Consider the following 25,275-nt stretch of genomic DNA (forward strand, 5'->3'; position numbering starts at 1 on the left):
CGAACCCACCACCGGACAGTCCGGGCCCACCACCGGCCGATCCGAGCCCACCACCGGACAGTCCGGGCCCACCACCGGCCGATCCGAGCCCACCACCGGACAGTCCGGGCCCACCACCGGCCGATCCGAGCCCACCACCGGCCGATCCGAGCCCGCCACGGGCCGGTCCCGCCGTGTCGTCGCCGTCCTCGAGCACGGCGAGCACCCGGGCGACCTCGGCCGTGGCGGGTCCGGCGCTGTCCAGCCACCACTGCACGGCAGCCGGGTAGGAGCCGGGGTAGAGGGCGGCGGAGGTCTCGGGGACGGGCGGGTAGGGGGTGGGGGCGTCGTCGGCGGGGAGGTGGCTCCGGGTGCTCGGCGCGTCCGTCGGAGCGCTTCCCGCCGGCTCGTGTGCGGGGGACGGCCGGGGTGTCACGGCTCCGAGATCGTCGAGGAGCGCGCGCAGCAGCAGAGGGCTGCCGGCACCGGCCCTGGCGCAGGTCTCGATCCACTCGGCGGGAGCGTCCGGGTGCTCGGCACGCACCATCCGCGCCGCCGAGTCCGCGGTGAGCGGGGCCAGGGTGTGGGTGTCGACGAGGGCGGGCGAGAGGGTGTGGGTGAAGCCGGGGGCGGGCGGGTCGATGTCGTACTGGCTGCGCTCGGTGACGGTCAGCAGGACCGGCAGGGGTAATCGGCCGACGTGCCGGGCCGCTTCGACGAGCCAGCGGTACGAGGGTCCGTCGGCCAGGTGGACGTCGTCCACGGCGAGCAGCACCGGGGAGTCGCCGACGTGCGCGTGCAGGGTCCGCCACAGCAGGTCGGCGTGCTCCCGTTCGTCACCGTCCGGGTCCGGTCTTTCGAACGCGGCGGCCCCGTCGAGGAGTTGGTGTACCGCGGCGAAGGGCCCGGCCGCGTACCCCGGTGCGCAGCGGGCACGCAGTACCCGCATGCCCTGGGCGGCGGCGGCTTCGGCGGCGGCCTCCAGGACGCTGGTCCGGCCGGTGCCGGTCGCGCCGCGCAGCAGGACGAGGCCGCCCGTGCCGGACCGTGCGCGGGCGATGCCGGCGGCCAGCAGGGCGGCCGCCTCGCGGTGTTCGCCGGGCCGGGGGTGGGGCCGTGACCGTCCGGACTCGGGCTGCTCGGGCTGCGGATCGGGCATTTCTGGCTCCTTGGTCGGACGTGGCGTCTTCCCCCGTCGAGGACGGCCTGTGCGCGGGGGCGGTGCCGTGACAAGAACCACGGCGGCGGAATCCGGCCCCGGCCCAACCGGGCGGAGCGTCATGACCGCGCCCGCGAGGGGCCGTTCGTGGTCCCGGCCGTTCCCCGATCTCGTGGTTCTGCTCGTGGTCCTCCACGATTGCGCCCGGCCCACCGGTCCCAGAAGTCTGAGGAGTGCACATCGGCCACCGCCCCCACGGAGGTGGCAAGCACGCGGACACAGGGGAATCGGTTGCTCAGCTCATCGCGGACCACAGGCCCCGGCACGGCCGACGTGACGGCCCGGATACCCGTGGCGGTGCACGCCGCGGACCCGATCTCACGCGAGGGAGCGGTCAGCCAGCTGCGCCGGTTCCCGGAGATCGACCTGCGGGAGGAGACCGAATCCGGTCCCGGCACGGTGGCCCTGCTCATCGACGACGTGCTCGACGACGCGGCGCTGGCCCGGCTGCGCCGGCTCGTGCGCAGCGAGGGCGCGCGAGCGGTGCTCGTGGTGGGCGCTCTGCGGGAGACGGAACTGCTCGACGTGATCGAGTGCGGGGTCGGTGCCATCGTGTGGCGGCGTGAGGCCACCGCGACCCGGCTGGTGCAGGCCGTGCTGGCGGCCGCCCGCGGCGACGGCGACCTGCCCGCCGACCTGCTCGGCCGGCTCATCAACCAGGTGGGCACCCTGCACCGCGGCGCCGCCGGCCGTACCGGCGCTCCGGTGTCGGGGATGACACCGCGTGAGCTGGACGTGCTGCGCCTGGTGGCCGAGGGGTTCGACACCGGTGAGATCGCCAGCAAGCTGTCCTACTCCGAACGCACCGTCAAGAACGTGATGCACGGGCTCACCACCCGACTGCACCTGCGCAACCGGGCGCACGCCGTGGCGCATGCCCTCCGGGAAGGCTACATCTGACCGAACGGGCATCCGGATCCGCCCCCACGGGCAGCGCCTTGTGCCCCGCTGCCGTCCCCGGCGTCCCTGCGGGCCGGGGTGTCGCCCGGGCAGGATCGAGCAGGGCGGCAGGTGACACGCGGGACGTGCACGGCACGGCGGAAGCGGGAGCGCAGCGGTGATCCACGAGGTGGACGAGGTCCTCAAGGGCCTGCTCAGCGGTGGCGCGCTCGCCGGTTCCGGCATCGACATCGCCCTCGACGCCCCGACCCGCGACTGGGCCGCCCGCCGCAACGCGCCCACGATCAACGCCTATCTCTACGACATCCGTGAGGACGTCAACCGCCGCCAGCGCGGACAGCTCCCGGTCCGGGACGAGAGGGACATCGTCGTCAAGCGCCGTCAACCGCCGCGCTGGTTCCGGCTGTCGTACCTGGTGACGGCGTGGACGAAGCAGCCCCAGGACGAACACCGGCTGCTGTCCGCCGTGCTGGCCACGCTGATCCCGCGTGAGTTGCTGCCCCCCTCCGAACTGCCGGGTTCACTGGCCGCGCTGGGCATGACGATCCCGGTGTCGGTGGCCGGGATCCAGACCGAGTCGCGTTCCCTCGCCGAGATCTGGTCCGCGCTCGGCGGCGAACTCAAGCCGTCCCTGGACCTGGTGGTCACCGCGCCCTTCCCGGCCTACCCCGAGTACGACGCCGGGCCGCCCGTCACCGAGGGCGCGGCGGTGCGGATGAGCGCCCTGGACGGAGCGCCGTCCGGCACGGAGGAACGCGCACACAGTCCCCGGCAGGTGGCGGCGGCCGAGGAGGCCCGCAGGAGAGCGCGGCGCATCACGGGACGGGGACGGAAACCGTCGACGTGACCACCAGGACTCCCGGGACGGCCCCCGCCACCTCCCTCCTCGCCCGCCTCGCCGCGCTGCGGCACCAGGCCGCCCTGCTGGTCGACCACCGGTCGGCCGGCGACCCCACGGCCGGCGACCCGCTGCGCGGCCTGTACCTGTCGGACGAGGCCGTGCGGCATCTGCTGAACCCGGCCGAGCCGTTGCCGCTCACCTGCCCCGACCCGGACGGGCCGCCCGGGGACCGGCTGGCCGAGTTGTCCGCCCGGCTCGGTCTGACCGAACTCGACACCGCGCTGCTCCTGATCGCCCTCGCCCCGGACCTGGACCGGGGTTTCGAGCCGCTGTACGGCTACCTCAACGACGACGTCAGCAGGCGACGGGCCACCGTGGCCCTCGCCCTCGACCTGTGCGGCGTCCCCGTCCACCTGGCCGCGGCGCGGGCCCGGCTGCGTCCCACGGCCCCGCTGTCCGCGCTCGGACTGCTCACCATCGAGGAGCCGGAACGGCCCTTCCTCAGCCGCTCGTTGCGGGCGCCGGACCGGCTGGTGGCGCATCTCCTCGGGGACGACACCCCAGACGCGGCACTCGCCGGGCACCTCCATCCGCTGCCGCACAGCCTCCCCGGCGACGACGAGGAGTCCGCCCGCTTCACCGGCCTGCTCACCGCCCGCCTCACCACCGGGACGCCCTTGACCGCGTACGTCCGGGAGCGCCGCGAGGGGGACGCACTCCCCGGCCTCACCACGGCGCTGTGGGACGCGGGTCTGACGGCCGTACGGTTCTCGGGCCCCGAGGACCGGGTCCCCGATCTGCTGCGCGAGGCCCGGCTGAGCGGCCTGGCGGTCGTCGTCACCGGGCTGCCGGGCGAACCCGGGCCGATGGTCCGGCAGTTGGCCGCGGCGGACGACGTGCCGGTGCTGATCACCGCAACACGCCCGTACGACCCCCGGTGGTGCGAGAGGGACCCGCTCGTCCTGGAGGCTCCGCCGCGGCACGCGGGCGCGGTGCACGCCTGGACGGCCGCCCTCGGCGGGGAACCGGACTTCGACCTGGCCGGAACCGTCGCCCCGTACCGCCTCGCCGGTGACCACATCACCCGTGCCGCCCGCGCGGCCCGGGACCTCGCCGCGTTCGAGGGCGTCCCCCTCTCCCCCGCCCATCTGCGCCTCGCCGCCCGCCGGCAGTCCGCCTCCGGCCTGGAGCGGCATGCCCGGCGGATCCGGCCCGCCGTCGACTGGCGGGACCTCGTCCTGCCCGAAGAGCCCTTGGCCCGGCTGCGGGAACTCTCCCTGCGCGCCCGCCACCGCGACCGGGTCCTCGGCGACTGGCGGCTCAGCGCGGGCGGCGGCCGGGGCAGGGGTGTCCTCGGCCTGTTCGCGGGCGACTCAGGCACCGGCAAGACACTCTCGGCGGAGGTGGTCGCTGCCGACCTCGGCCTCGACCTGTACGTCGTCCAGCTGTCGTCCGTGGTCGACAAGTACGTCGGCGAGACCGAGAAGAACCTCGAACGCATCTTCACCGAGGCCGACCGTACCGACGCGGTGCTCCTCTTCGACGAGGCCGACGCCGTCTTCGGCAAGCGGTCCGAGGTGAAGGGCGCGCACGACCGGTACGCCAACCTGGAGAGCTCCTATCTGCTCCAGCGGCTGGAGTCCTTCGACGGCATCGCGCTGCTCACCACCAACCTGCGCGCCAACATCGACGAGGCGTTCACCCGCCGCCTGGACCTGGTGGTCGACTTCCCGTTCCCGGACCCGGGGCAGCGCCTGGCGCTGTGGCGGCACAGCCTGTCGCACGTGCCCGGCGCCGACAGCGTCGAACTGGGCTCGCTGGCGGAGGACTTCGAGCTGGCGGGCGGTTCCATCCGCAGCGCCGTGGTGACCGCCGCGTATCTGGCCGCGGGGCGCGGTGACGGCGTCACGGCGGACGACCTGCTGGAGGGCGCCCGCCGCGAGTACCGCAAGGCCGGCCGTCTGGTGCCGGGGGAAGGCACCTGGTAGCGGCCGGGGCCCTAGCCCTCGGAGGGCTCGACGATGTCCCACTCCTGGTCGTCGGTGTTGGAGCAGTCGAAGAGGGTCAGGTTGGTGCCGTCGCCGCCGGTGCTGTAACCGGCCACGTCCAGGCACTTGTTGTTGCTGGCGAAGTTGCGGATCCAGTAGGCGCCGCTCGGCTGCTTGTCGAGCCACCACAGCTGGTTGTCGCGGGTCGTGCCGTCACAGGTGTACTCGGTGATCGGCGACCGCACGGGGGCCGCCCCGTAGGCGGGCAGGTCCACGCAGAGCTGGTCCTTGACGTTGCGGATCTGGAAGAGCGCCTGGCCGCCCGGCCCCTTGTCCGGGTACCTCACCTCGAGGTTCCACCGCTGGTTGCTCTGCGGGGACTCGTTGCACGCGAACTGCTGCACGCGGCCGTCGATCTTGCCCTTGTCGTTGCCCGGCAGGCTCGCGCACTTCCTGGTGGTGGGGTTGCGCAGCAGGATGTTCTCCGCCGGCACCACGGGCTTGGGGGGCTTCTTGGTCTGCTTGGGCGCGCCTCCTCCGCCGCCTCCTCCTCCACCGCCCTGACCGTCGCCGTCCTCCGGCTGCTGGGGGGTCGGTGACGGTGGCGGCGGGGCCGAGGTGAGGGCCGGGGTGGGGGTCGGGGACGGGGCGAGGGTGCTGCCCGCCTCCACGGCCCGGCCGGGATTGGCCTTGGTGCCGACCGCCGGCTTGTAGGTGATCCACAGCATGAGGAAGGTGAACGCGAGGGCGAACAGGATCCCGAAGCAGGTCGCCAGCCAGCGCGGCAGGAATCCGCGCTGGACGAACGTCCCCTCCACGGGCAGCGGTTCGGCGCCCGAGCGCTGCACCGTGAGGGTGTAGGGCCGCTGCTCCTTCGAGCCGAACCAGATGATGTTCTTCGGCTTGAGCGTGGCCTTGACGAAGGCGGCCCGGCCCGGCTCGATCTGCACGTTGCCCGGGCGGAGGTCGTACGACAGTTCGTCGCCGTTGTCGCTGCCGCCGAGGGACGCGGTGAGCCGGGTGTTGCCCACGTTGTCGACCGCGAGCCGGGGCCGGCCCCGCAGGCGTCCCTTGACGGTGGGTGGCACCAGTTCCGCCCGCACCTCCGTGAACGGGGTGATGGTCAGGTTCCCCTCGGGGACGGTCGTCGCCTCGGGGTGTTCGGTCGGGGTGATGCGCACCGCGTAGGGGTTGGGCCCCGCCGTGGCGTCGGGCGTCCGGGGCGGCGCGAACGTCAGCTCCACCGACCCGGTCGTGCCGGGGTAGAGGCGCAGGGCCGCCGGTTCGACCGTCGTCCAGGGGGCGACGGGCCCGACCGGTTCGAAGCGGTACTCGTCGACGACGTCGCCGGTGTTGCGCAGGCGCAGCCGGACGCGCGTCACGCTGCCCGGGTCGACGGTCGCGGACGCGGGTTCCAGGGAAGTCCACAGGCTCACTGTCGCGACGCTAGCCCGGTGCCGACGGCACGTCAGGAAGCGTGAGGGCAGGATGACATGACCGAACGGGCCACGCCGCGGGGCCGTCAGGTCCGGGGCGTCTGCGCCCCGGTCGCCGTCAGGATGAACTGTGCGTAGGAGTCGGCGTTCATGAGGGCGCGCCGGCCCAGGGCGTACCAGTTGGCCTGCTTGGGCCGGAAGGTCTGCTCGTCCTTGCCGGTGAACTCCTTGGGATCGCGCACCTTGCGCCGGTCGAGCGTCGTGGGCTCCATCGCGGCCGCCACCTCCGGGTCCGCCGCGGCCAGGAAGTCGTCCTCCGTCACCTCCTCGAAGTACGGGCTGTACTGGAAGTCGAGGGTTCCGGCGAACCGGTGGGTGGCCTCGTGGACGATGTACCAGGCGTTCTGGCCGCGTTCCAGCAGATGGAGGGGGCCGGAGCGCTCCATCGTCGGCGGCAGTTCCTCACTGGTCTTCTGATGGCCGAGGTTGAACAGACCCGCCAGGTTCTCGGACAGGTTCCCGTCGACCCAGGCGGTGGCGTTGCCCGGCACGCCGGGGACTCCGCTGCCGACCAGGGCGATCTGCGCGCCCTGCGCGTTCAGACCGGCCTGGATGCGCTGGACGACCTCGGTGATGTGCGGCAGGAACGCCCCGAGCTGCTGGGCCGGCACGCTCCGGAACAGGGGGAAGCCCGACTGGAGAGCGGTCAGCAGCGGGCCACCGGGGGTTTCGCCGGCCGCCTTCAGCAGGTGCAGGGCCGTGGCGATGCGGTGTTTGGCCTCGGCGACCGCGCGCCTGGTCCGGGTGGTGACGAGGGCGAGCTCCCGCTCCGGGATCCGGCCCTTGGTGGAGAACTCGACGTTGTCGCTGCTGTGGAGCTGTTCGGTCTCGTCGTCGTAGAGGTCGCCCGGCCGGGGCTTGCGCTCGGGGTCGAGGCCCAGGTCGCCGGAGGACTTGAGGGCGCCGGGGGCGTCCTCGCTGCGCCAGCGGTAGTGGGGCCGTCCGCGCTCGTCCTGGACGCTGGAGCCCTGGTCGAACGTCCACACGGTCCGCTGCACCGTCCCCTCGCGCGGGCCGCCGGTGGCGGCCGGGACAGGTGGCTGTCCGGCCGTCTCCTGCGCCCCTTGCGCCGCCGGCCCCGGCCCACCGGGGCCCGTGCCCGCCTCCGGGGTCCGCTGCACGGCGGGCACCGGCCCGTTCATCACCCGCCGGGCGTTCTCCACGGCGTGCCGTTCACCCGAGTCGTTCTCCTCGGAGACCCGCACCCCGGCGCCGTTGTCCGTACCGGGGACGGGGCCGGTCATCTGGTCCTGGTAGTGGGTGAGTTCGTGCGCCCAGTCCTCCTTGGTCAGGGGCGCGCCCTCGACGATGTGGGCGCCGGAGGTGTACGCCTTCGCGCCCAGTTCCGCCGCCGACTCCTGGGCGAGGGGGCCCTTGTGCACGCGGACGCCGCTGAAGTCGGCCCCGCCGAACCGGGCCTCCATCTCGGTCCGCAGCCCGGCGTCCATGCCCTGCCCCGGGCTGTTCAGCACGTCGTGCACCAGGGCCCGGCGCTGCACGGAGGGGGTGTGCCCGCAGTTTCCGTCGTGCTCGTGGCGCTCCTCCTCCACGGCGCGGGTGACGGCCGCGTTGCCGGCCATGCGCTGCAGGGCCAGCATGCGGTGGGCCGGCGCGCCGGGTGCGTCCGCACGGCGGTCGTCCCGGTCAGCGGCCCGCCCGCCCCGTGTTCCGTGTGCGTGCACGGCGTTCCCCTCGATGATCGACGGCTGACCCGTCAGCTGTACCGGCCGTCGCCGCGGCACGGGAGGGCCGGGAGGGCAGACATGGGGGCAAAGCGGGCCGGGGGTGTCGCCGGGCTGCCCTCGCGGGCAACGGCATTGCCCCCGCTCCGGCACCGGAGGACGTTTCATCCGCGGTCGGGCGCGCGCGAGGGTGGGAGGTGTTCGTGTCTCGTACCCCGAGGAGAGCAGAGCATGCCGTCCTACCTGTCGCCCGGCGTCTACGTCGAGGAGGTGGCCAGCGGCTCACGCCCGATCGAGGGGGTGGGGACGTCGGTGGCGGCCTTCGTGGGGCTCGCGCCGACCGGTCCCCTGAACGAGCCGACGCTGGTGACCAACTGGACGCAGTACGTGGCGGCCTTCGGTGAGTTCACCGACGGGTACTACCTCGCGCACTCCGTCTACGGCTTCTTCAACAACGGCGGTTCCGCCGCGTACGTCGTCCGCGTGGGCGGCTCCCCCGAGGGTGCTCCGGTCGACGCCGGTCAGGGCCCCGCGGCCGTCACCGGTCGCTCGGACGCCCCGGCCGCACTGCCCGCGGGCGAGCCGAAGCAGCTCGGCACGTTCACCGTCACCGCCGTGGCGCAGGGGAAGTTGAGCGTCGAGGTCGCCGACCCCGAGGGCGAGGGCCCCGCCGAGCGGTTCCGGCTGATCGTCAAGGACGACGGCAAGCCCGTCGAGACGTTCGACGTGACCGCCAAGAAGGGCGGCCGCAACTACGTCGTCACGCAGGTCAAGGAGCGCTCCAAGCTCATCGCCGTCGCCGAGGCCGCCCCGGCCGCGCAGCTGGCCCGCCCGGACAACCAGACGGTGGCCCTGGCGGCACCGGCTCCCGCGCCCGCCGCCGCCCCCGCCGAGTCGGCCGGCAGCGCGCAGCCGGGCCCGGCCCAGTACCTCGGTGACTCCGCCGACCGGACGGGCTTCGGCGGTCTGGAGGCCGTCGACGAGATCTCCATGGTGGCGGTGCCTGACCTGATGGCCGCCTATCAGCGCGGCGCGATCGACCTGGAGGCCGTCAAGGCGGTCCAGCTCGGGCTGATCGCGCACTGCGAGCTGATGGGCGACCGGGTCGCCGTCATCGACCCGCCGCCGGGGCTCAACGCCCGCCAGATCCGCGTCTGGCGGCAGGAGACCGCCGGGTACGACTCCAAGTACGCGGCCCTGTACTACCCCTGGATCAAGACCTTCGACCCGGCCACCGGCCAGGCCCGGCTGGTCCCGCCGAGCGGCCACGTGGCCGGCATCTGGGCCCGCAGCGACGCCGAGCGCGGGGTGCACAAGGCGCCCGCCAACGAGGTCGTACGGGGTGCGGTGGACCTGGAGACCCAGATCACCCGCGGCGAGCAGGACCTGCTCAACCCGATCGGCGTCAACTGCATCCGCGCCTTCCCCGGCCGCGGCATCCGCGTCTGGGGCGCCCGCACCCTCTCCTCCGACCCGGCCTGGCGCTACCTCAACATCCGCCGGTACTTCAACTACCTGGAGGAGTCGATCCTGATCGGCACCCAGTGGGTGGTGTTCGAGCCGAACGACCACAACCTGTGGGCCCGGATCCGCCGCAACATCTCGGCGTTCCTGGTCAACGAGTGGCGCAGCGGAGCGCTCTTCGGACAGCGGCCCGAGGAGGCGTACTACGTCAAGTGCGACGAGGAGACCAACCCGCCCGAGTCGGTCGACGTCGGCCGGGTCGTCTGCGAGATCGGCATCTCCCCGGTCAAGCCCGCCGAGTTCGTGATCTTCCGGCTGGCCCAGTTCTCCAGCGGCAACGGGGAGCTGGAGGAGTAGCCCGCCCCCGGCCCCCGCCCCTCGCCCTCTCGTACCCCCCCTCACGATCTCTGTCACAAGGACATCCCACACATGAGTCTCCAGCCGGGCGACGCCCTCACCTCACACAACTTCGGCCTGCAGATCGACGGTGTGATGGTCGAGTACCTGGCCGAGGTCAGCGGCCTCACCCTCGAACAGGACGTCATCACCTACCAGCAGAACACCGCGCAGGGCAGGTCCGAGGTGGCCCTGCTGCCGGGCGTGCAGAAGAACGGGCAGTGCACCGTCGTACGGGGCATGACCCAGTCGGCGTCGTTCACGCAGTGGATCAACGACTCCATCGCCGGCCGGATGGCGACGGCCCGCAAGAACGCCTCGATCATCATGATGGACTTCGAGGACAACCCGGTGAAGCGGTACAACCTGCGCAACGCCTGGTGCAGCAAGATCGACACGAGCACGGTGAAGGCCGGCGAGGCGGCCGCCCTCACGGAGACCGTCACCATCGTGTTCGAAGAACTGGTCATCGAATAATGCGGCGTACGGCTGCGAGGGCGGGCGGGGCCGCGCCGGAGGCACCGGGGAGTGCGGAGCCCGGGCCCGAGCCGGCCCAGGACCTCGCCACCCCCGAGCAGGCCCCGCTCCTCCCGCAGGACCACCTGCGCACCGAGTTCCCCTTCCAGCTGCCGCGCGGCTACGTCGACGACTCGGGCACCGTGCACCGGGACGGCGTGATGCGCCTGTCGACGGCTCGGGACGAACTGGTCCCGCTGCGGGACGTCCGCGTCCAGGAGAACCCGGCGTACCTGTCGGTGGTCCTGCTGGGCCGGGTCATCACCCGGCTCGGCACGCTGCCGATGGTCCACGACGGGATCGTGGAGAACATTTTCGCCTCCGACCTGGCTTTCCTGCAGGACTTCTACCGCCAGATCAACGCGGAGGGGCACACCCGCGCGGCCGTGCGGTGCCCGCACTGCACGGAGCACTTCGAGGTGGAACTCGGCGGGAGCCGCCTGGGGGAATCGTGACGTACGCGACCGACCGGCTGCACGAGGAGATCGCGTACGTGGCCTACCACTTCCACTGGAGCATGGACGACATCCTGGACCTGGAACACCACGACCGCCGCCGGTTCACCAACGAGATCGCGTCCCTGGTGACGCGTGCCGGGGCGGAGGGCTGAGGGGTGGGGTTTCTGGGGCGTCGGCGGAGGCGGGGGAACGGGGCTGCTGCATCAGGCCCCGGCCCCGCCTTGGGATCCGGCTCCGGTTCCGGCGACCGCGACGGCGACGGCGACGTGGCTGCACGCGCGGTGCCGCTCGACGGTGGCGCGGGGGCGGAGGCGCGGTCCGACGCCGGTCCGGGCGGGTCGGGAGGTTCGGGCGGGTCGGTCGGTCCGGGCCCGTCGGTCGGGGCAGGCGGGTCGGTCGGGGCAGGCACGGACGGGCGGGTTGACGCCGGTACGGGCGTACCGGGTGTAGACGCACGGGCGGGTGCCCGCCCCGTGGTGGCCGCCTCCTGGCCGGGGCTGCCGCCGATCCAGCTGGCGTCGCCCCCGGGGCAGCGGCCCGGGGTCGCGGACGCGCGATTCGGCGGGCGGTTGCCCACGTGGCAGAACCCGTCGTTCATGGGCATGGCGTCCCACGCCGTCCTGGACGGGCAGTCGAGCGCTGTACTCGGTGACGTTCCTCGCCCGACGGCGGGCAGGCCGGTGTCCGGCCTGGAACGCCGCCCGGGGGCGCTGCCGTTGGCCGGGCCGGAGCCGGTGGCGCAGCGGCCACCAGCGGTGCCGTTGCGGGCACTTCCGCCGAAGGGGCCTGAGGCGGCCGGTAGGTCTGAGGTCGCCGGAGGTCCGCGGGTGGCCGGAAGCTCGGGGGTCGCCGGAGGTCCGCGGGTGGCCGGTAGCCCGGGGGTCGCCGGAGGTCCGCGGGTGGCCGGAAGCTCTGAGGTCGCCGGTGGTCCTGGAGCTACCAGCGGTCCTGCGGTGGCCGGTAGATCCAGGGCGGGGGGATCGGGTGCAGTGGTGGACGGGGTACCGGGTGCTTTCCGGGGCGCCGGGAACGGGCCTGTCGTGCAGCGGGTGCGCAGTGGCGTGCCGGCCGCGTCGGCGAGCCCGTCTCCGCGCGCGGGGAGTGCGGTGAGGCCCCCGGGCCCTCGCTCCGGCAGCGGCGGTACCCCGGTGCCCGGGGTGGCCCCCGCACCGGCCCCGACCGGCAGGCCATCGGCCGCTCCGCGCTCCTCTCCTGCCGGTCCCACACGCCCGGGCCACGGGTCGGGTGGCTCGACACACGCGGCCGGGCCCTCCCCCGTGACGGCGCAGCGCACCCCCGCGGCACGTCCCGGGCACCCCGGGCCCGTGACGGGACCCGCCCCTTCGGCGCCCTCAGGCAGGACCACTCCCGCCACAGCACACCGAGCCGCTACGGCTGTGCCGCGCTCCCCTGCCGCACACCCCGGGCAGGAGGCGGGGACTGCCACTTCGACACCCGCGGCCGGACCCACCGCCATTGCACAACGCACCCCCGCCGTCCCGCCCGGGCGCCCGGGCCCGACGACAGGCGGCTCGGCTCCTGAGGCTCCCGCCGCAGCGCGGGGAGCCCGCTCGGCGTCGCCGCGTGCCGGGTCCGCCGACTCGGCCGCAAGCCTGCGGGCAGCCGAAGCGACTGCCTCCGCGCCCTCCGCGTCCGGCCTCCGGGTGACCCCCGTGCCGACGAACCAGCCGTCCACGACCGGGTCGTTGACGAGGACGTCGACCGCAGCGGCTCCCGTACAGCGGCGGACACTGCCGACCGCACCAGGAGCTGCCAGGTCCCCCCGGGGCAGCACGGCGGGTGCGGCTCCGACGGCGACCGACAGCGGTCGAGCGCACGTTCCCACCCCTGCGGTGCCGGCCGCACCCGAGCCGCCGGCGCTGGGCAGCCGACCCGTCGACCCCGTACCAGGGTCGAGCAACACGGGTGCGACCGAGGGCGTGCCGGTCCAGAGGGCGGTGCGGGTGCCCGGCAGCACTGCGGCAGCAGGGCCCGGTGCCCCGGCGGGATCTCCCGGCGCACCACCCGGTTCCCGTGCCGCCCCGGTGCGGCCCACGCCCGCGCGTCCCGACAGTGGCTCGGCGGCAGGGTCCGGCATGCCCGCTGCACCGAGTTCCTCTCGGACCCCGGTGCAGCGCGTCCCCCTCCCTGCAGCACCCTCCGGCGCGCCCGGCCCCCATGACGTCCCGGTGCAGCGGCGGCCGTTGCCCTCGCCCACGGGCAACTCCGCAGCGCGGCCCAGTACTCCGGTGCCCCACTCCGGTGGCGTCCCGGTACAGCACACCCCGGTGGTGCGGCGGGATGCGGCGCACGACCAGGAGCGCAGCACACCCGGGCATGGCGGGATGCCGTCCTCCGCTGCCGCCCCTGGCCCCATGGCGACCGCCCCGGGACCCGGCACCACCCCACACCACGGCCGACCCGCTACCGGAGCGCCCGCGCAGCCACTCCCCGGTCCCACCACGCCCTCAGCCCCAGTCGGGCCGCGCCGCCCCGCGCCAGAAACCCAGCCCCTCTCCGACCCCGCCACACCCCCGCCCCCGACCGGGCCGCACCGCCCCACGGCGGGGACCGCCCAGCCGCCCTCCCGCCCCGCCACGTCCTCCGCCCCTGCCGAGCCGCGACGCCCCGTCCCCGGCAAACCCGCGAGTACCCCGACACCTCCCACAAGGGAAGCCCGCACATCGGCCGACGCCTCCGGTGAACCGGCCCCCGCCGTCCAGCGCCTCACGGCCGGCTCCGGCCCGTCGCCACGGCCCCCGGCCACCAGCAGCGGTACGGCGCCCGTCCCCGCCTCCGGCGGCCCCACGACGCCCAGGCCCACCCCCCGGCCCGACACCCCTGCGGCCCGTGCGGTCAAGGCCTCTCACACCGACTCCACGACGCCCACGCCCGTACGGGCACCAGCCGACAGGGACCGTACGACTGCGACCGGCACCACCCCGGCGTCACACACCCGGGGCACCCCCGCCGCCCCCGGCCCCCGCAGCCCCGCGACATCGATCAGCACCACCCCGGTGCCCCGCCCCCCGAGCACGCCCTCCACCGCCGCCTCCACACCAGCACCCGGCGACGGCCACCCCGCTCCCACGGCATCCGCCTCCCCCTCCACACCCGCCCGGGCCACACGCCACCCCGCTCACTCGACGCCGGTCGTAGAGGTACAGCGAACGACGCCCCCCACCCTCTCCCCCGCACCCGACCCTGACGCCGTCACGAACCCGCCCGTCGACCACACCCGGGCCCCCAACCCTCACGCCGTCACAAACCCGCCCGTCGACCACACCCGGGCCCCCAGCCCCGCACGGGCCATGCCCGGCCCCCACCCGGCACCCAGCGGGGCCACCACCCCCCACCGGGTGACAACCAAGCCTGCGGAACCCACCCAGCCCGCCCAGCCCGTGAAACCCGCCCAGCCCGTGAAGCCCTCACCCCTCACCGCCACACCCCCCGTCCAGCGAACCACCACCCCCCGCCCTCCTCGCCTCGGCCTCGGCGCCCCTCTCACCGCACGGCCCGCCCCCGCAACTCCGCCGTCCCCGGCCGGCCTCGCCACACCCCCCTCGCCCTCGCGCACCCCCCACGCCCCCTCGCCCGTCCCCCGCCGCTCCCCCGTGGGCGCCCCCGTACCCACCCCGCTCACCCACACCACGCCACCGCCCGTTCCGAGCGGCCTCCCCGCAGCGCCCTCCCGCAACACACCGCACCCGACACCCCCGCCGCCGCTGCCCTCCGCACCACGCACACCGGCCCCCCAGCCGACCAGCCCCGCGACCGCCCCGGCCCCCCAACCACCCCTCCCCGTCGTCCAGCACCTCTTCCGCAAGAAGCCCAAGACGGCGCCCGACGCCACGCCCCCCTCGGCCACCGGAGCCCTCGCCGCGGCCGCCGCGGCCACGGTCGCCACCAGCCTCACCAACCAGGCCCCGCCATCCCCCAACGGCCCGTCGCAGCCTCCACCCCCCAGCACAGCCCCGGCCGGACAGCCCCCGCCGGCGTACGCGGAAGTCCCCGCCGGCGCCTTCGACCCACGAGAGCTGACCGATTTCCAGCTGGACGAACTCGTGCACCGCATCATCGGCCGCATCACCCGCCTGATCCGCGCGGAACTGCGCCTGGACCGCGAACGCATCGGCCGGCTCCGCGACCCCCGCCACTGACCGGCGCCACCCGGCCGCACCCAGCCCCACCCCGGAAACGAACGACCGGGAACGACAGAAAGGCCCACCCGCGATGTCCCGCCAGGATCCGGGCTCCACCATCTGGTTCACCCTCAGCATCGACGGCGAGAGCCTCGGCTACTTCAACGGATGCGAAGGGCTGTCCTCGCAGGTGGAGATCGAGCAGCGCCAGGAGGGCGGCAACAACGGCTTCGTCTGGCAACTGCCCACCCGTGTGTCGTTCTCGACGATCCGGCTGACCCGGCCGCTCACCCCGGACACCACGAAGGTCGCCAAGTGGATCTCGTCGCTGCAGACGGGCATCAAGCGGCCCACCGCCCAGATCGCGGCACTGCGCGCCGACGGTTCCGAGGTCGCCCGGTGGGGCCTCATCGACGTGCTGCCGGTGAGCTGGACCGGACCCTCCCTCGACCCGGCCAACCCGGCCGTGGCGACCGAGGTGCTGGAGATCACCCACCACGGATTCACGGACTGAGCGGACGGACGGAACAGAACGGACCGAGGGGAGGACCGGACACCATGGCCAAGGGCAGCAAGAGGGGCGCGGGCAAGAGCCTCATCCGCGCCACGCTCGCCATTCACGAGCCGCCGAAGGGCAAGAGCAGGACGCCCGGCGGGATCATCAAGACGTTCGACTTCGACTTCAACCCGGCGCAGCTGTCGCTGAGCCGCCGCGCCCAGTGGAAGGCGACCCCCGCGCAGACCGAACGGGTCGGGCCGCTGCCGGAGTTCATGGGGGCGGAACCGCGCGAGATGGCCGTCGAGATCTTCCTGGACTCCTCGGACGAGCCGACCAGCAACTCCGTGATGAAGAAGGTCGACTCACTGCTCGCCTGCTGCGAGGTGACGACCAAGAGCATCGCCGCCAAACAGCCGTCCCCACCGTGGGTCGTCTTCCAGTGGGGGTCGTTCTCGACGGCCCGGTTCACGGCGTACGTGAGCTCCGTGTCGGCCGACTACACGCTGTTCTCGACGACGGGCGTGCCCATCCGCGCCACGTGCCGGGTGCAGCTGCACGAGATCCCGATGAAGACGAAGGGGCAGAACCCGACCTCCGGCGCGCTCACCGCGCAGCGTGTGCACCGGGTCGTGGCGGGCGATTCCCTGCAGTCCCTGGCCTGGCGGGAGTACGGCAACGCGGCCGCCTGGCGTTCCATCGCCGAGGCCAACGGCATCGACGACCCCTCGCGGCTGCCGACCGGGATCGAACTCGTGCTGCCGGCCGCCGAGGAGGTGCGTTCCTGATGGTGCAGTCCGCTTTCGTCAGCGTCGTCGACGTGAAGATCGGCGGGGCCCCGCTGCCGCCCGAGTTCCTCCCGGACCTGGTGGAGAGCCACGTCGACCAGGGGGTCGGCGTCCCGGCCGCGTTCCGGCTGACGTTCCGCGACCCGTACCGGCTGCTGCTGGGCAAGCTGGGCATCACCTTCGGCACCGAGGTGGTGTTCACGCCGGTGGCCGACGGCGAGGGCGCCGGCGATCCGCTGCTGACCGGCGAGGTCACCGGCCTGGAGGCCGACTACGACGGCACCGGCAGCTACACCGTCGTCCGCGGCTACGACGCCGGGCACCGCCTGCTGCGCCGGCGCCGGGTGGCGGCGTACCGCAACCAGAGTGCGTCGGACATCGCCCGCAAGCTCGCCGGCCAGGACGGCGTGCCGATCGGGCGGATCGAGCCGACGAAGACGGTGTACGAGTTCATCAGCCAGTCCAACGTCACCGACTGGGACTTCCTCGCGCGGCTCGCCGACGAGAACGAGATGGTCATGTCGGTGGACGCGGACGGCAGGTTCCGGTTCGTGAAGCCCAAGTCGGCCTCCGGCGCGCCCTCCCCGAACACCGACGGCGACAAGAGCCCGTTCGTCCTCCAGGGCGGGCACGACATCCTGCGCCTGCGGGCCGCCGTCACCGCCGCCGACCAGGTGGCCAAGGTCGAGTCGCGCGGCTGGGACGTGACCACGAAGAAGAAGCTGACCGCCACCGCGCCCGCGACCGGCAACCCCGGCATCAGCATCGGCACCACCCCGGGCGCCGCGGCCGGGAAGTTCAAGGCCACGACGCTGGTGGAGACGGGCACGCCCTACGACAAGCAGAGCGAGGTGAAGTTCGCCGCCGACGCCCTCGCCGACGACGTCACCGGCTCGTTCGCCGAGCTGGAGGTCGTCGCACGCGGAAACCCCAAGCTGCGCCCGGGAGTTCCGGTGGCGCTGGCGGACGTCGGCGTGCCCTTCGAGGGCAAGTACACCGTCACCTCGGTGCGGCACGACTTCGGCGACGGCAGGCACTACGAGGCGTGGGTGACGGTCAGCGGACGGCAGTGGCGCTCGCTGTACGGGCTGGCCTCGGGCGGGACGCCCGCCGCGCCCCGGCTGCCCGGCGTGGCCAACGCCCTCGTCACCGACGTCAACGACCCGCTCAAGCAGGGGCGGGTGCGGTTGCAGTTCCCGTGGCTGGACGACACGTACGTGAGCGACTGGACGCGGACCGTGCAGTGGGGCGGTCTGGGCGGCGGCGGGGTGTTCCCGATGGACGTCAACGACGAGGTGCTGGTGGCGTTCGACCGGGGTGCCCTGGACCATCCGTTCGTGATCGGCGGGCTCTACAACGGGCGGGACAAGCCGACCGCCGTCGGTGACGTGCCGCTGCACGACACGGTCCGCAAGAAGGCGAGCCGGCACACCGTCTCCGACCGGGACGGCAACCGGATGGACCTGCTCAGCCAGAAGACGGGCCTGCGCAAGCAGGGCGTCCGGCTGGTCTCCGGTGACAAGCAGCTGACCATCAACCTGGACCGGACGAAGACCGAGATCGTCGTGGACAGCAAGGGCTCGGTGACGATCAAGGGCAGCCGCTCGGTGTCGGTCGAGGCGGGCGGCGATCTCTCGCTGAGTGCCCGGCGCAGTCTGAGCATCAAGAGCGGCGGACCGCTCACCATCCAGGGCGGCGGCGTGGTCAACATGCGGGCCGCGGGCGCGATCGCGGTGAACGCGGCCGGGGCCCTGAGCCTGGACGCCACCGGCATCGCCAGCCTCACCGGCAAGGCCACCGTGCAGATCAACTCGCTCGTCAACACGACGATCAAGTCGCCGAGCACGCTGATCGGTTCGAAGACGTTCGGGGTCACCACCATTCCCGTCCCGATGCCGATCCCGTGACCGGCACCGGCTCCGGCTCCGGCTCCGGCTCCGGCAAACCAGGACCGACGAGGAAAGACAGGATGTGCTTCTGATGGCCGAGCAGTTCGTCGGCTCCGGCTGGTCGTTCCCGCTGCGCATCGGGCCGACCGGCGGGATCGCCCTCGTCAGCGGGGAGCGGGAGGTCGAGGAGGCGATCCGGCTGGTGCTGTCGACCGCGCCGGGCGAGCGCCCGATGCGGCCGGACTTCGGCTGCGCGATCCACGACCTGGTGTTCGCGCCGGTCAACGAGCAGACCGCGGGCCGCATCCAGCACGAGGTGTACGTCAGCCTGGACCGCTGGGAGCCGCGCATCGAGGTCGACGACGTCGAGGTCACCGCCGGCGGAGACCAGAGCGTCCTCTACATCGACGTCCGCTACTCGATCCGCGGCACCAACAACCCGCGCAGCCTGGTCTTCCCGTTCTACGTCATTCCGTCCCACGAGGAGCCCGACGCCCCCGGCACGGGCACCGCCCCCGAAAGCGACCGCTGATGGCCCTGCCCTCCCCCAACCTCGACGACCGCCGTTTCCAGCAGTTCGTCGACGACGCCAAGCGCTACATCCAGCAGCGCGCCCCGGAGTGGACCGACCACAACGTCTCCGACCCCGGCGTCACCCTCGTCGAGACGGTGGCCCACATGGCCGACCAGCTCGTCTACCGGCTGAACCGGGTGCCGGAGAAGAACCATCTGGCGTTCCTGGACCTCGTGGGGATCACCCTGTTCCCGCCGTCCGCGGCCCGCACCGACATGACGTTCTGGCTGTCGGCGCCGCAGGAGGAACCGGTGCGGGTGCCGGTCGGCACGGAGGTCGCCACGCTGCGCACCGAGAGCGAGGAGGCCGTCGTCTTCGCGACCGAGCGCGAACTGACCGTGGTGCCCTGCGCGTTGCGCCACCTGCTGGTGCAGCACCGGGGCGAGCCGGTGGCCGACCGGACGCACGACCTCGCCGAGGAGGACAAGGACCTGCTGTGCTTCGCTGAGTCGCCCGGCCCCGGTGACGCCATGCTGCTCGGTCTGACGGCGGCGGTGCCGCACTGCGCGGTCGCCCTGGACCTGGACAGCCGGGTGGACGGCGTCGGCGTGGACCCGCGCCAGCCGCCGCTGGTGTGGGAGGCGTGGACCGCGGACGGCTGGCAGGCCTGTGAGGTGGAACGGGACGGCACCGGCGGTCTCAACCGGCCCGGCGAGGTCGTCCTGCACGTCCCCGGCGGCCACGTGCTGTCCCGCAACGCCGGCCAGGAGGCGGGCTGGCTGCGCTGCCGGGTCACCGAACCCCTGCCGGGCCAGCCCTTCTACACCACCTCGCCCACCGTGCGGGCCGCCGAGGCGTTCACGATCGGCGGCACCACCGGGGCCGTGCACGCGGAGACCGTTCACGACGAGGCACTCGGCGAGTCCACCGGGCTGCCGGGGCAACGGCTGCGGCTCGCGCACGCGCCGGTCGTCGGGGACGACCCGCCGGTGCTGCTGCAGACCGCCGAGCACGACGGCTGGGCGGACTGGCGGGTCGTACCGGACTTCGCGTCCTCCGGGCCCGAGGACCGGCACATCACGCTCGACGCCACGACCGGCGAGATCGCCTTCGGCCCGGCCGTGCGCGAACCCGACGGCTCGCTGCGGCAGTACGGGGCGGTCGCCCCCAAGGGCTCCCCCGTCCGGGCCCGCCGCTACCGCACGGGCGGTGGCCGTGCGGGCAACGTGGCGCGCGGCGCCGTGCGGATCCTGCGCACCTCCATCCCGTACGTCTCCGAGGTCGTCAACCGCGAGGCCGCGCGCGGCGGTGTGGACGGGGAGACGGTCGAGGAGGCGAAGGTCCGGGCCCCGATCACGCTGCGCGCCCAGGAGCGGGCGGTGACCCTGCGCGATTACGAGGAGCTGGCCCGCCGCGCCGCCCCGGAGACCGCGCGCATCACCTGCCTCGAGGGCAAGGAGGGTGAGCACGGCGCCTACGCGGTACGGGTGCTGGTGGTGCCGCAGGCCGTGCCGGACCCGGGCGGCCGGCTGCGCTTCGAGCAACTGGTGCCCGGGGACGACCTGTTGGACCGCATCACCCGATACCTGGACGAACGGCGCCTGATCGGCACCCGGTTGGCGGTGGGCCCGCCGTACTACCAGGGCGTCACGGTCGTGGCCACGGTGCACGCGTTCCGGGGTGTCGACACCGACCGGGTGCGCCGGCAGGCGCACGACGCCCTGTACCGGCACCTCGATCCACTGACCGGCGGTGCCGACGGCAGGGGCTGGCCGTTCGGGCGGCCCGTCCAGGCCGGGGAGGTGTTCGCGGTGCTGCAGCGCGTGCCGGGGGTCGAGCTGGTGGACGAGGTGATCCTGCACCCCGCCGACCCGCTCACCGGCAAACGCGGTGAGCCGACGGACCGGATCGACCTGTCGGCGCCGTCGCTGGTGTTCTCCTTCGACCATCGCGTCCGGGTGATCGGAGACGGATCGTGATGAGCCCGTTCCTGAAGGCGAGCAGCGTATGAGGGGCTCCGTCGACGGCCTCGGATCCTCCGCGCCGATCGGCGTGATGCTGCCGGCCGTCTTCGCCGACGACGACCTGGCCCAGCGCTTCGTGGGCGGGCTCGACGACGTTCTCGCCCCGATCCTGAGCGTGCTGGACTGTCTCGACACCTACTTCCGCCCGTCCCTCGCACCGCTCGACTTCACGCAGTGGCTGGGGGGTTGGGTGGGTGCGGAGACCGAGGGCGACGAACCCGAGCCGCTGTTGCGGGCCGCCGTGGCCGCCGCCGCGTATCTGCACCGCATCCGCGGCACCCGGCGCGGGCTGTCCGAGGCTGTCCGGCTGGCGTTCGGCGTGGAGCCCGAGATCACGGAGAGCGGCGGCGCGTCGTGGAACGCCCGCCCGCTGGGACCGTTCCCCGGCGACCCGCGCCCCCGCCTCCACGTCCATCTGCGCCTGACCGCCCCGACCCCGGCGGACCGGCACCGTCTGGACACCCTCGTGTCCGCCGCCCGGCCCGCCCACATGCCCTACACCGTCCAGGTGACCGCAACTCCCGAGAGGACCCCGCACCCATGACGACCCCCCAGAACTGCGCCGACTGCGGCACCCGCGCGCAACCGGGCCAGTCGTTCTGCGACGCGTGCGGGTCCGTACTGAGCTGGACGGAGGGCGCCGCCCGCGCCACCGGAACCGGCAGCTCCTCCACTGCCCGCCGTGACGCGGACACCGGCAGCCCTTCCAGCGCCCCGCGTCACACGGGAACCGGCACCCCTTCCCATGCCCCACGTGACACGGAAACCGGCACCCCTTCCAGCGCCCCACGTCACACGGGAACCGGCAGCCCTTCCCATGCCCCACGTGGCACGGAAACCGGCAGCCCCGACGCTGCACCCCGCAGCACCTCGACCGGCAACTCCGAGGGTGCTTTCGGTGCCACCGCTCCCGGCAACCCCGGCAACGCCTCCGGCAGGACCGGCCCCGGCCACCCCGGCCCCGCCCCCCGTGCCGCCGGCACGGGATCCGCCACACCGCCCCCACCCACCGCGGCCGCGTCCGCCGACGCCCGCTCCGGCTGGGACGCCTTCTCCCGCCCGGACGGCGGTACGGGCCTGCCCCGTGCGGCCCGGGACCGTACGGGGCAGGCCGGTGCAACGCCGGGCGCCGCGGGGGACACCTCCGCCCCGCCCGTCGACGGCTGGGCCCCCGGCGAAGCCGAAACCGCCCCAGCCGCACGGAGCCCGCAGCCCGGCCCCGCCGCCGCACACCCCGCGGACCACCACGGGACACCCACCGACGACACGCCGCGCCCCAACGCCACGGCACATCCGGCCCCGGACGACACCGCCCCCACCCGACCCGTCCCCCCGGCCACTCAAGAGCCGGTCCCCTCCACCACCCAGGGCATCGACACCCGGGCCCGGCGCCTGCTCATACCGGTCGACGAACCCGAACCCCGCCCCGCCGCCGAACCCTCCGTCGCCCCGGTCCTGCCCGGCCGCCCCACCCCCCAGCGTCCCGAGTCCGTCCGGGCCCCCGGCGAGGAGCACGGCGTCGACGGCGGCGCGCCCTGCCCCTGGTGTGCCACGCGCAACCGCCCCGAGCGGCACTTCTGCGCGCGGTGTGCGATGCCCATGGCCGGTGACGGCCCCACCCCGGCCCGGCTCCCCTGGTGGCGGCGGCTCGGCCCGTTCGGCAGCCGGGAAACACCCTGGGCGGGCGACCGCCCCCGGCTGCGCCGCACCTTCGACCGCGTCCTGTCCTGGCTGGGCATCGCGATCGTCCTGGCCCTGCTGATCGCGCTGGCGGTCAACATCCCGCAGGGCATTCAGGCCACCCGCGACCACTTCGCCAAGCGCGCCCCGGTCTCCCCGGACCGCTACAGCGCCTCGCGCTCCTATCCCGGCCACAAGCCTGACCTGGCCTTCGACAAGATCAACGACAGCTGGTGGGGCCCGGGCGTGTCCGAGTCGGGTCAGGGCCAGTACATCGAGGCCCGCTTCGACGAGCCCACCCGGCTGCTGGACCTGATCATCACGCCGGGCATGTCCACCCGCGCCGACGAGCTATCGAAGTCGGCACTGCCGCACCGGCTCACCGCCACCGTCACCGGCTCCGACGGCAGGACCACGACCCGTCGGCTGACCCTCGACCAGGGCGCGGGTCCGCAGCGGCGCGCCTTCCGCGTCGGGGAGGTCACCGCCGTCCGCTTCACCATCGACTCCGCCTACGGCACCTCGGCGAAGAAGCAGGTCGCCATCGCGGAGGTCGAGTTCTTCGGCCCGTCCAGCGCGAACAACACCTGAGCACACGGCGGCCCCGGACGGATCCTGCCGTCCGGGGCCGCTCGTTCGTGTCCTGCCGGCTCACGCGTCCAGCGACGTCATCACGTGCTTGATGCGCGTGTAGTCGTCGAAGCCGTAGCCCGAGAGGTCCTTGCCGTAGCCGGACTTCTTGAAGCCGCCGTGCGGCATCTCGGCGGCCAGCGGAATGTGCGTGTTGATCCACACGCAGCCGAAGTCGAGCTTCTTGGACATCCGCATGGCACGGCCGTGGTCCTTGGTCCACACGGAGGAGGCCAGCGCGTACTCGACGCCGTTGGCCCACTCCACGGCCTGCTCCTCGTCGGAGAAGGACTGCACGGTGATGACCGGGCCGAAGACCTCGTTCTGGATGATCTCGTCGGACTGCTTCAGGCCCGAGACGACGGTCGGCGCGTAGAAGTAGCCCTTGTCGCCGACCCGCTTGCCACCGGCCTCCACGCGCGCGTGCGCGGGCAGGCGGTCGATGAAGCCCTCGACCTGCTTGAGCTGGTTGGGGTTGTTGAGCGGGCCGAACAGCACGTCCTCGTCGTCCGGCTGTCCGGTCTTCGTCTCGGAGGCGGCCTTCGCCAGCGCGGAGACGAACTCGTCGTGGATGGACTCGTGCACGAGCACGCGGGTCGCGGCCGTGCAGTCCTGGCCGGCGTTGAAGTAGCCCGCGACCGAGATGCCCTCGACGGCCTTGGCGATGTCGGTGTCCTCGAAGACCACGACCGGGGCCTTGCCGCCCAGCTCCAGGTGGACGCGCTTGACGTCCTTGGAGGCGGACTCGGCGACCTGGATGCCGGCGCGCACGGAGCCGGTGATGGAGGCCATCGCAGGGGTCTCGTGCTCGACCATCATGCGGCCGGTCTCGCGGTCGCCGCAGATGACGTTGAAGACGCCCTTGGGGACGATCGAGCCGATGATCTCGGCGATGAGGACCGTCGAGGCCGGGGTGGTGTCGGACGGCTTCAGCACGACGGTGTTGCCCGCCGCGATCGCCGGGGCGAACTTCCACACGGCCATCATCATCGGATAGTTCCACGGCGCCACCTGCGCGCAGACGCCGACCGGCTCACGGCGCACGATGGAGGTGAGGCCCTCCATGTACTCACCGGCCGAGCGGCCCTCGAGCATCCGCGCCGCGCCCGCGAAGAAGCGGATCTGGTCGACCATCGGCGGGATCTCCTCGGAGCGGGTCAGCCCGACGGGCTTGCCCGTGTTCTCCACCTCGGCCGCGATCAGCTCCTCGGCGCGCTCCTCGAAGGCGTCCGCGATCTTCAGCAGGGCCTTCTGCCGCTCGGCGGGCGTGGTGTCGCGCCAGCCGGGGAAGGCCGCGGCGGCCGCCGCCATCGCCGCGTCCACGTCCGCCTGCCCGGACAGCGGAGCGGTCGCGTACGCCTCACCCGTCGCGGGATTGACCACCTCGGTGGTCCGTCCGTCGGCGGCGTCCCGGAACTCACCGCCGATGTAGTTGCGCAGACGACGAAGCTCGGTGCTCACTGCCGGCCCTCCAGTTCGGATGTCCAGTACTTGAGACACCCACCCTAGTCGGCCGACCCACGTTTTCAACACCCCTGCTCCCTTCGAGCGTGCGGAATCCGCAGGAGCAGGGGACTCAAACAACGAATTTCATCGATCCAGGCTTGCGGAAGTGTCGAGACCTCGTGCACAGTGACCTCGTGGCCAGTCGAAGCGCAGACCAGAAGGGCTCGCGGGAGTCCCGCGAGCCCTCCCGCGAGTCCAGGAACGGCAGCTCGCCGCAGCTGGACCCCGTCTCCCTCGCCATCATCGAGCAGCTCCAGGAGGACGGCCGCCGGCCGTACGCCGCCATCGGCAAGGCCGTGGGCCTTTCGGAGGCGGCCGTGCGCCAGCGCGTCCAGAAGCTGCTCGACCAGGGCGTGATGCAGATCGTCGCCGTCACGGACCCGCTCACCGTGGGCTTCCGCAGACAGGCGATGGTCGGCGTCAACGTCGAGGGCGACGTGGAGGCGGTCGCGGACGCGCTGTCGGCCATGTCCGAATGCGAGTACGTGGTGATGACCGCAGGCTCCTTCGACCTGATGGTGGAGATCGTCTGCGAGGACGACGACCACCTTCTGGAGGTCATCAACAAACGCATCCGGGCGGTGCCCGGAGTGCGCTCCACCGAGAGCTTCGTCTACCTCAAGCTCAAGAAGCAGACCTACATGTGGGGAACCCGATAACCGTGAGG

Annotated in this window: 21 protein-coding genes; 16 read left to right on the forward strand and 5 right to left on the reverse strand. The window is 73.3% G+C overall.

Annotated features, from left to right (window positions below):
* The coding region (locus tag ACZ7EG_RS29175) for an ATP-binding protein (protein WP_471085177.1) at positions 1–1,138 on the reverse strand (1,138 nt) is incomplete at its 3' end.
* 291 nt (positions 1,139–1,429) lie between these two features.
* On the opposite strand from ACZ7EG_RS29175, the gene ACZ7EG_RS29180 reads away from it, so the two are divergent.
* From ACZ7EG_RS29180 to ACZ7EG_RS29190, 3 genes are all read left to right on the forward strand, one after another.
* The gene (locus ACZ7EG_RS29180; RefSeq protein ID WP_471085180.1) at positions 1,430–2,098 is read left to right on the forward strand and encodes a helix-turn-helix transcriptional regulator; all 669 of its coding nucleotides are present in this window, start codon (positions 1,430–1,432) and stop codon (positions 2,096–2,098) included.
* Between the two features lie 157 nt (positions 2,099–2,255).
* Positions 2,256–2,945: a Pvc16 family protein gene (locus ACZ7EG_RS29185; protein WP_471085183.1), complete on the forward strand. Its 690-nt coding sequence runs from the start codon at positions 2,256–2,258 to the stop codon at positions 2,943–2,945.
* A complete protein-coding gene (locus tag ACZ7EG_RS29190) occupies positions 2,942–4,927 on the forward strand; it encodes an ATP-binding protein (protein WP_471085186.1) in 1,986 nt (661 codons plus the stop codon). The genes ACZ7EG_RS29185 and ACZ7EG_RS29190 overlap by 4 nt, the downstream gene beginning before the upstream one ends.
* An 11-nt stretch (positions 4,928–4,938) precedes the next feature.
* On the opposite strand, the gene ACZ7EG_RS29195 is transcribed toward ACZ7EG_RS29190, so the two are convergent.
* Both ACZ7EG_RS29195 and ACZ7EG_RS29200 read right to left on the reverse strand, forming a co-directional pair.
* Positions 4,939–6,363 (reverse strand): RICIN domain-containing protein, encoded by a 1,425-nt coding sequence (locus ACZ7EG_RS29195; protein ID WP_471085189.1) that lies wholly within the window; start codon positions 6,361–6,363, stop codon positions 4,939–4,941.
* Between the two features lie 86 nt (positions 6,364–6,449).
* Positions 6,450–8,105 (reverse strand): eCIS core domain-containing protein, encoded by a 1,656-nt coding sequence (locus ACZ7EG_RS29200; RefSeq protein WP_471085192.1) that lies wholly within the window; start codon positions 8,103–8,105, stop codon positions 6,450–6,452.
* 231 nt (positions 8,106–8,336) lie between these two features.
* Between ACZ7EG_RS29200 and ACZ7EG_RS29205 the strand changes: the two genes are divergently transcribed.
* From ACZ7EG_RS29205 to ACZ7EG_RS29220, 4 genes are all read left to right on the forward strand, one after another.
* Positions 8,337–9,926 carry a phage tail sheath family protein gene (locus ACZ7EG_RS29205; RefSeq protein WP_471085195.1) on the forward strand — a complete coding sequence of 530 codons (1,590 nt, stop codon included), beginning with the start codon at positions 8,337–8,339 and terminating at the stop codon, positions 9,924–9,926.
* A 72-nt stretch (positions 9,927–9,998) separates the two neighbouring features.
* The gene (locus ACZ7EG_RS29210) at positions 9,999–10,442 is read left to right on the forward strand and encodes a phage tail protein (RefSeq protein ID WP_142159014.1); all 444 of its coding nucleotides are present in this window, start codon (positions 9,999–10,001) and stop codon (positions 10,440–10,442) included.
* Positions 10,442–10,936, forward strand: a complete 495-nt coding sequence (locus tag ACZ7EG_RS29215) for a hypothetical protein (protein ID WP_471085198.1) — start codon at positions 10,442–10,444, stop codon at positions 10,934–10,936. The genes ACZ7EG_RS29210 and ACZ7EG_RS29215 overlap by 1 nt, the downstream gene beginning before the upstream one ends.
* Positions 10,933–11,091, forward strand: coding sequence for a DUF6760 family protein (locus ACZ7EG_RS29220; protein ID WP_352096950.1), 159 nt, complete (start codon positions 10,933–10,935; stop codon positions 11,089–11,091). Before ACZ7EG_RS29215 ends, ACZ7EG_RS29220 begins: the two co-directional genes overlap by 4 nt.
* Positions 11,092–13,805: 2,714 nt before the next feature.
* On the opposite strand, the gene ACZ7EG_RS29225 is transcribed toward ACZ7EG_RS29220, so the two are convergent.
* A complete protein-coding gene (locus tag ACZ7EG_RS29225; RefSeq protein ID WP_471085201.1) occupies positions 13,806–13,985 on the reverse strand; it encodes a hypothetical protein in 180 nt (59 codons plus the stop codon).
* A gap of 313 nt (positions 13,986–14,298) precedes the next feature.
* On the opposite strand from ACZ7EG_RS29225, the gene ACZ7EG_RS29230 reads away from it, so the two are divergent.
* The 8 genes from ACZ7EG_RS29230 to ACZ7EG_RS29265 all read left to right on the forward strand — a co-directional run bounded on the left by ACZ7EG_RS29230 (position 14,299) and on the right by ACZ7EG_RS29265 (position 23,063).
* Positions 14,299–15,099: a hypothetical protein gene (locus ACZ7EG_RS29230; RefSeq protein ID WP_471085204.1), complete on the forward strand. Its 801-nt coding sequence runs from the start codon at positions 14,299–14,301 to the stop codon at positions 15,097–15,099.
* A 73-nt stretch (positions 15,100–15,172) separates the two neighbouring features.
* Complete coding sequence (locus ACZ7EG_RS29235) at positions 15,173–15,595, forward strand: phage tail protein (RefSeq protein WP_190053470.1); 423 nt, start codon at positions 15,173–15,175, stop codon at positions 15,593–15,595.
* Between the two features lie 44 nt (positions 15,596–15,639).
* Positions 15,640–16,365: a CIS tube protein gene (locus tag ACZ7EG_RS29240; RefSeq protein ID WP_471085207.1), complete on the forward strand. Its 726-nt coding sequence runs from the start codon at positions 15,640–15,642 to the stop codon at positions 16,363–16,365.
* Positions 16,365–18,272 carry a VgrG-related protein gene (locus ACZ7EG_RS29245; RefSeq protein ID WP_471085210.1) on the forward strand — a complete coding sequence of 636 codons (1,908 nt, stop codon included), beginning with the start codon at positions 16,365–16,367 and terminating at the stop codon, positions 18,270–18,272. The genes ACZ7EG_RS29240 and ACZ7EG_RS29245 overlap by 1 nt, the downstream gene beginning before the upstream one ends.
* A 73-nt stretch (positions 18,273–18,345) precedes the next feature.
* Positions 18,346–18,786, forward strand: coding sequence for a GPW/gp25 family protein (locus tag ACZ7EG_RS29250; RefSeq protein WP_471085213.1), 441 nt, complete (start codon positions 18,346–18,348; stop codon positions 18,784–18,786).
* Positions 18,786–20,747, forward strand: a complete 1,962-nt coding sequence (locus ACZ7EG_RS29255; RefSeq protein WP_471085216.1) for a putative baseplate assembly protein — start codon at positions 18,786–18,788, stop codon at positions 20,745–20,747. Before ACZ7EG_RS29250 ends, ACZ7EG_RS29255 begins: the two co-directional genes overlap by 1 nt.
* Positions 20,748–20,775: 28 nt before the next feature.
* Positions 20,776–21,336 carry a phage tail protein gene (locus tag ACZ7EG_RS29260; RefSeq protein WP_471085219.1) on the forward strand — a complete coding sequence of 187 codons (561 nt, stop codon included), beginning with the start codon at positions 20,776–20,778 and terminating at the stop codon, positions 21,334–21,336.
* Entirely contained in the window at positions 21,333–23,063 is a 1,731-nt protein-coding gene (locus ACZ7EG_RS29265; RefSeq protein ID WP_471085222.1) for an NADase-type glycan-binding domain-containing protein, read from the forward strand. The genes ACZ7EG_RS29260 and ACZ7EG_RS29265 overlap by 4 nt, the downstream gene beginning before the upstream one ends.
* 60 nt (positions 23,064–23,123) lie before the next feature.
* On the opposite strand, the gene ACZ7EG_RS29270 is transcribed toward ACZ7EG_RS29265, so the two are convergent.
* Positions 23,124–24,563 carry a gamma-aminobutyraldehyde dehydrogenase gene (locus ACZ7EG_RS29270; RefSeq protein ID WP_471085225.1) on the reverse strand — a complete coding sequence of 480 codons (1,440 nt, stop codon included), beginning with the start codon at positions 24,561–24,563 and terminating at the stop codon, positions 23,124–23,126.
* Between the two features lie 164 nt (positions 24,564–24,727).
* Between ACZ7EG_RS29270 and ACZ7EG_RS29275 the strand changes: the two genes are divergently transcribed.
* On the forward strand, positions 24,728–25,267 hold the full coding sequence (locus ACZ7EG_RS29275) for an Lrp/AsnC family transcriptional regulator (protein ID WP_471085228.1): 540 nt from the start codon (positions 24,728–24,730) through the stop codon (positions 25,265–25,267).
* Positions 25,268–25,275 lie beyond the last annotated feature (8 nt).

The organism is Streptomyces sp. NPDC037100 (genome assembly GCF_055606225.1).

What these genes read in the sequence shown, in the direction of transcription:
- ACZ7EG_RS29215 (WP_471085198.1), top strand. Translation starts at nt 10,442, where the DNA reads ATGCGGCGTACGGCTGCGAGGGCGGGCGGGGCCGCGCCGGAGGCACCG.
- ACZ7EG_RS29205 (WP_471085195.1), top strand. Translation starts at nt 8,337, where the DNA reads ATGCCGTCCTACCTGTCGCCCGGCGTCTACGTCGAGGAGGTGGCCAGC.
- ACZ7EG_RS29265 (WP_471085222.1), top strand. Translation starts at nt 21,333, where the DNA reads ATGACGACCCCCCAGAACTGCGCCGACTGCGGCACCCGCGCGCAACCG.
- ACZ7EG_RS29210 (WP_142159014.1), top strand. Translation starts at nt 9,999, where the DNA reads ATGAGTCTCCAGCCGGGCGACGCCCTCACCTCACACAACTTCGGCCTG.
- ACZ7EG_RS29245 (WP_471085210.1), top strand. Translation starts at nt 16,365, where the DNA reads ATGGTGCAGTCCGCTTTCGTCAGCGTCGTCGACGTGAAGATCGGCGGG.
- ACZ7EG_RS29240 (WP_471085207.1), top strand. Translation starts at nt 15,640, where the DNA reads ATGGCCAAGGGCAGCAAGAGGGGCGCGGGCAAGAGCCTCATCCGCGCC.
- ACZ7EG_RS29255 (WP_471085216.1), top strand. Translation starts at nt 18,786, where the DNA reads ATGGCCCTGCCCTCCCCCAACCTCGACGACCGCCGTTTCCAGCAGTTC.
- ACZ7EG_RS29250 (WP_471085213.1), top strand. Translation starts at nt 18,346, where the DNA reads ATGGCCGAGCAGTTCGTCGGCTCCGGCTGGTCGTTCCCGCTGCGCATC.
- ACZ7EG_RS29260 (WP_471085219.1), top strand. Translation starts at nt 20,776, where the DNA reads ATGAGGGGCTCCGTCGACGGCCTCGGATCCTCCGCGCCGATCGGCGTG.
- ACZ7EG_RS29235 (WP_190053470.1), top strand. Translation starts at nt 15,173, where the DNA reads ATGTCCCGCCAGGATCCGGGCTCCACCATCTGGTTCACCCTCAGCATC.